The sequence below is a fragment of the Chlorobaculum sp. 24CR genome, assembly GCF_004118635.1.
GTDB lineage: Bacteria > Bacteroidota > Chlorobiia > Chlorobiales > Chlorobiaceae > Chlorobaculum.
Genome location: NZ_SDGU01000047.1, coordinates 1 through 4,315 on the forward strand (window position 1 = coordinate 1; position 4,315 = coordinate 4,315).

Here is a 4,315-nt window from a genome sequence, read left to right on the forward strand (position 1 = left end):
GTCAAGGTCGAGAAATTGAGTATAAAAAGTTGCATTCACAGCAGCTCCAACTCTTCTAAATACCTCGAAGCTCTGCTTCGAGGATCCTTTATTCAGTCTACACAAGAGTGTTTGATTTTGTCTGTCGAGAAGTATGTAAACGGACGGACTGATATAGAGAAAAAAGAAGGAAATTTTGGGAGGCTTAATATTGGGCAATTGGCAGTCAATGCAAATCAGTTGGTTCCTTCTGATCTTGAAAGATATAGACATTCAAAAAGTGTCTTAAAAGTTGCTAAACGCTTATTTCAGGAAAAGTATGGGCGCAATATGAAGGTTTTAGAGGTTTCATCAGAGTTAAACATACCTGAGTTATATAGAATATCGCAAATATTATGAGGTGAGTTCTAAAAAAGAAAATTTATCATGGTAGAGAAATGAACTCAAAGTTTAGTTGGAATAGTTTCTTGTTTTAGAAAAATCTATGTCCCACCAACCCAACCACATACACTTTTCCCTGCCATCATGGCTTGATAGCTATGCCAGCACATACAATCCATCGCCCTCGCTCGAAGCGCGGATGCAGTTCGTTATCGGGGCGGCGAGGCGAAATGTCGAGGCGGGGAGTGGCGGGCCGTTTGCGGCGGGGGTGTTTGAGATCGAATCAGGAATGCTGGTGTCGCTTGGCGTCAATCTCGTTGTCAGTCAGCAGTCATCCATTCTTCACGCAGAGATGGTCGCTATTGCGCTCGCGCAATTGAAGTTAGGCGCGTACGATCTTGGCGGCTCCGACATGCCTGCGCATGAGCTGGTGACGAGCGCCGAGCCGTGCGCGATGTGCTTCGGCGCAGTGCCCTGGTCGGGCGTCCGGCATCTCGTGGCCGGGGCATCCACCGAGGATGCGAAGGCAATCGGGTTCGACGAGGGGCCAAAGCCGCAAAACTGGATTGAGGAACTCGAATCCCGTGCTATTCGCGTCACCACCGGCGTCGAGCGCGAAGCCGCTCGCGAAGTTTTGCAGCTTTATGCTCGAACCGGCGGGCATATCTATAACTCACGAAAATGCTGACGCCTGGCGCGTACCGGATGCCGCCAAAGCGATTTCGCGGGCATCGGGCCGAAAGGCATTTCAGCAGGAACGTGTCGGCTTTGAAGCTGAATTGTTCGTCGATTGGAGTTGATCGGGCGGGCGGGCTGTGATTCGAAATCGGGACGGCTCCAGAACCGTCCCGATATAACGGAGTGTCGTTAACGCTTTATTCTCAATTATCCATTGCCTTTTGCGGCCATCTGCTCGAAGAAATCGCGCAGGCGATGGGTGCCGTATTGCGGCGCGACGGTGTCGTTTTTGCTGACCGTGGCGGCGAAGAGCGCGATGTCGTGGATGTCGCGGTTGATGACGCCCGTGACGGCGGCAATTCCGTCAGCGAGCCACGTCGGCAGCGAGATACTGAACGGCTGTTTTTTGACCACGTCGGCGGCCATCATGGCGACCTGCCTGAAGGTGAAAATCTCCGGCCCACCCGCGTCGATCTCCCGCGCGTTACCCTCGGCGGCATCGACGCACACCTTGGCCAGGTCGGCTCCGTGGATGGGATTCGAGCGAGTCTGGCCATCGCCGAGCGAAAACATGATGCCGTTGCGCGCCATGCTCAAAAACTGCGCCATGTCGGAAAAGTAGCCCGTCGGGCGTACGACCGCGTATTCCAGACCAGACGCCCGCAACTCGTCCACGAACTTCTCGTGCGCCTGGATGTTCTCGATCTCCATCATCTTCTGCGCGTTGAACACCGAAATATAGACGAACTTTTTCACCTTCGCCTTCATCGCCTCGCGCATGATGTTCAGGTTCGCCTTGTAATCGACATCGAAGCTCGAATGCACGAAATCGGGACGGGTCATGCCGAGCGACGAAAAGACGACGTCGATGCCGTCGCACACTCCAGCCAGGCTTTGCGGTTTTGTGGCGTCGGCTGTCACGATTTCGTCAGCGAAATTGGCAATGACCGGTTCGAGGTGCGGGCCGGGCTTTTTGGCCTTTTCGGGGTCACGCACCAGAGCGCGCACCCAGTAGCCGCGATTCTTGAACTCCTGCACCACATGGCTTCCGATATAGCCGGTCGAACCGGCGACAAGCACTTTTTTCATAATCAATTGGGTTGACTGGTTGGCAAAATCGAATAATAACCCTAACCGCCAAGCCCGTTTCAACGTGCCCGCCTGCAAACATCCGGATAGTTCACGCCATCTATTCCGTCCACTTTGCCCATGACAGCACAACTTTTTACCGGATTGCCGTTTGCCATCGCCAGGCTTGCACCATGCGGCTTCGGCAGTAATCAGAACGCTTTCATCTTTTTGACCTCTTTCCGCCAGCAGTGAAAAAGCATGTGACCGACGTAGCCTGCGTATTCATTTCCCAGGATTTTGCGAGCCGCCTCTTGCAGGTAACGGTAATTCTTTTCGGTCAAGCTTTTGCGAGCCGCCTCGATGCCGAACCACTCCCAGAGGTACTGTTTTACATGGGTATCAATCGGAAAGGCGTCTAATCGACCAAGCCCGAAAAGGGCAATACAGTCGGCGATTTTCAGACCAATTCCACTGTGTGCGCATAACGTTTCGCGCAGCGTTTCGAGATCGCATTCGCTCGATCTGACGCACGCTAAAGCCAGTTTCCCCGACTCGAAAGAGCGGGCCATCGCGATGATGTTAGCAGCCCTGATCCGGTTGTTGTTTGTGCATAACGCAAGCTCATCAAGGTTTGCGGAAGCAAGAGCTGATGGGGTAGGGAAGCTGTAGAAAATCATTTCACCCTCTGGCGTCTCAAGCCGAATCTTTTGCCCATACCGCTCAGTAATCATCGAAACTTGACGCCGAATCAGGTGCATTCCGATGCCTTGTGCACACATAAACGTCACCATAACTTCAAATGGATCCTGCCTCATGACCCGTACTGTCTGGTACGAATTAACCAATTGCCAAACATCAGAAAAATCCTGTTTAAAATTATCAGGTATTATCATTTTTTCATCAAGATCAAGAAAAAAATATCGCCATAAATAATCTTTAATTGGTAATCCAATAACATAATTACTTGTACTTAAAACCTCAATAAATCCGACTTTAATTTCACGCAATAAAATTATACTATTGCCAATTACATGAGAGTAGTACTCATGTATAGGTGCTCCTGCTTTCCAAGAAAAACTTTGTCCACTAAAGAGCGTATCGTTCAGATTAACCCTTTTATCTGTCAATAATAAGGTTCTTGATAAGAATTTATCAATGTCCATAAATTATAATGCTAAACAGATTATTCAATCTAATATTAATTATTTTTCAAATTACTATAAATGCTTTAAATAAAATAGCTTAAGTTGTGTTATATAATATTATTATGATGTTCTGCATTTGCTTTTAAAGTATATTGATAACTTTCTCTGATGTGTAAGTATTTTTTTAATGAATATAGATTAAATTCCGATCATTTTACATCGTAAAAGTATTGATAATTTGTATTAAGATACCACAACTCTTGCAACGAGGTTCTTCATTAAGAAGTCCTAATCTTATTTTAAGATAAGTATTTTTAAATAAAAAAGTTTATATCAATCATTATTTTATTTTTTATATTTCTACTATACTCTTCTTTTTAAGATCAAAAGATAAATTGCTTGCTGACTCTGTTTGGCACTAAATTAATAGATGAATAAGTGAATCGTGTTATGAAAATGGGGAAATACTCGTGCTCTTGGCGCTCTTTTATCTCGATAGGTATCTCGTTAGGGAATTCGCAGTGCGTTGATCTATGGTTCGGTCGTTGGCGATAAACCGGGAGAAACTTTTCTCGAAAATCCCCAATTCTGAACCTTTTGTTTTGGGTATGGTTGCCAATTATTTTGTTGATTATGCTGCGAATCCGCTCTTCCGGAATGGTTCCGGAATGGTTCATGTAAGAGCATTATCGTTGTCTTTTCCTGCACGGGACTCGCCAAGCCGCAGCCGGGTGACATTAGCGAGCAAGTCGATCATCTCGGCAACAAAGCCATGCTCAACGATGCGCCAGCTCAGGGTGTGCGGAAGTTTATCTACATTCCTGTGTTCATCGTCTGCAAGATGATGGGACTTGAAATGGTCAGTGCGCACAAGTGTTTCGTGCAGGGTTTGAAATCCTCCGGAATGGCATATGCCGTGATCTGGCTAACCGCATTTTTCTGATTTGGGCATGTTTTTCAAGATGGCCCTAAGTGTTAACATAGATGTCGCCTCAAGTAGAGGAGGCGAATTATGGGTTATTCACATGCCGTGAGACACAGTGTCCTGAAAAAAGTGCTGC

Annotated in this window: 4 protein-coding genes and 1 pseudogene; 3 read left to right on the forward strand and 2 right to left on the reverse strand. The window is 47.2% G+C overall.

All coding sequences use genetic code 11. From position 1 onward, the window contains the following. Window positions 1-378, forward strand: a pseudogene (locus EST62_RS09275) (hypothetical protein); the annotation flags it as partial. 85 nt (window positions 379-463) lie between these two features. After that, window positions 464-1,048, forward strand: coding sequence for a nucleoside deaminase (locus EST62_RS09280; RefSeq protein ID WP_129051813.1), 585 nt, complete (start codon window positions 464-466; stop codon window positions 1,046-1,048). 197 nt (window positions 1,049-1,245) lie between these two features. Here the strand turns inward: EST62_RS09280 and EST62_RS09285 are convergent, their stop codons facing one another. Further along, window positions 1,246-2,127 (reverse strand): SDR family oxidoreductase, encoded by an 882-nt coding sequence (locus EST62_RS09285; RefSeq protein WP_129051814.1) that lies wholly within the window; start codon window positions 2,125-2,127, stop codon window positions 1,246-1,248. A gap of 191 nt (window positions 2,128-2,318) precedes the next feature. Continuing rightward, window positions 2,319-3,272 carry a DNA glycosylase gene (locus EST62_RS09290; protein ID WP_129051815.1) on the reverse strand — a complete coding sequence of 318 codons (954 nt, stop codon included), beginning with the start codon at window positions 3,270-3,272 and terminating at the stop codon, window positions 2,319-2,321. 754 nt (window positions 3,273-4,026) lie between these two features. Between EST62_RS09290 and EST62_RS13510 the strand changes: the two genes are divergently transcribed. Then, window positions 4,027-4,197, forward strand: coding sequence for a hypothetical protein (locus EST62_RS13510; RefSeq protein WP_167599278.1), 171 nt, complete (start codon window positions 4,027-4,029; stop codon window positions 4,195-4,197). Window positions 4,198-4,315: the final 118 nt, after the last annotated feature.

What these genes read in the sequence shown, in the direction of transcription:
- EST62_RS09290 (WP_129051815.1), bottom strand. Translation starts at nt 3,272, where the DNA reads ATGGACATTGATAAATTCTTATCAAGAACCTTATTATTGACAGATAAA.
- EST62_RS09280 (WP_129051813.1), top strand. Translation starts at nt 464, where the DNA reads ATGTCCCACCAACCCAACCACATACACTTTTCCCTGCCATCATGGCTT.
- EST62_RS09285 (WP_129051814.1), bottom strand. Translation starts at nt 2,127, where the DNA reads ATGAAAAAAGTGCTTGTCGCCGGTTCGACCGGCTATATCGGAAGCCAT.
- EST62_RS13510 (WP_167599278.1), top strand. Translation starts at nt 4,027, where the DNA reads ATGCTCAACGATGCGCCAGCTCAGGGTGTGCGGAAGTTTATCTACATT.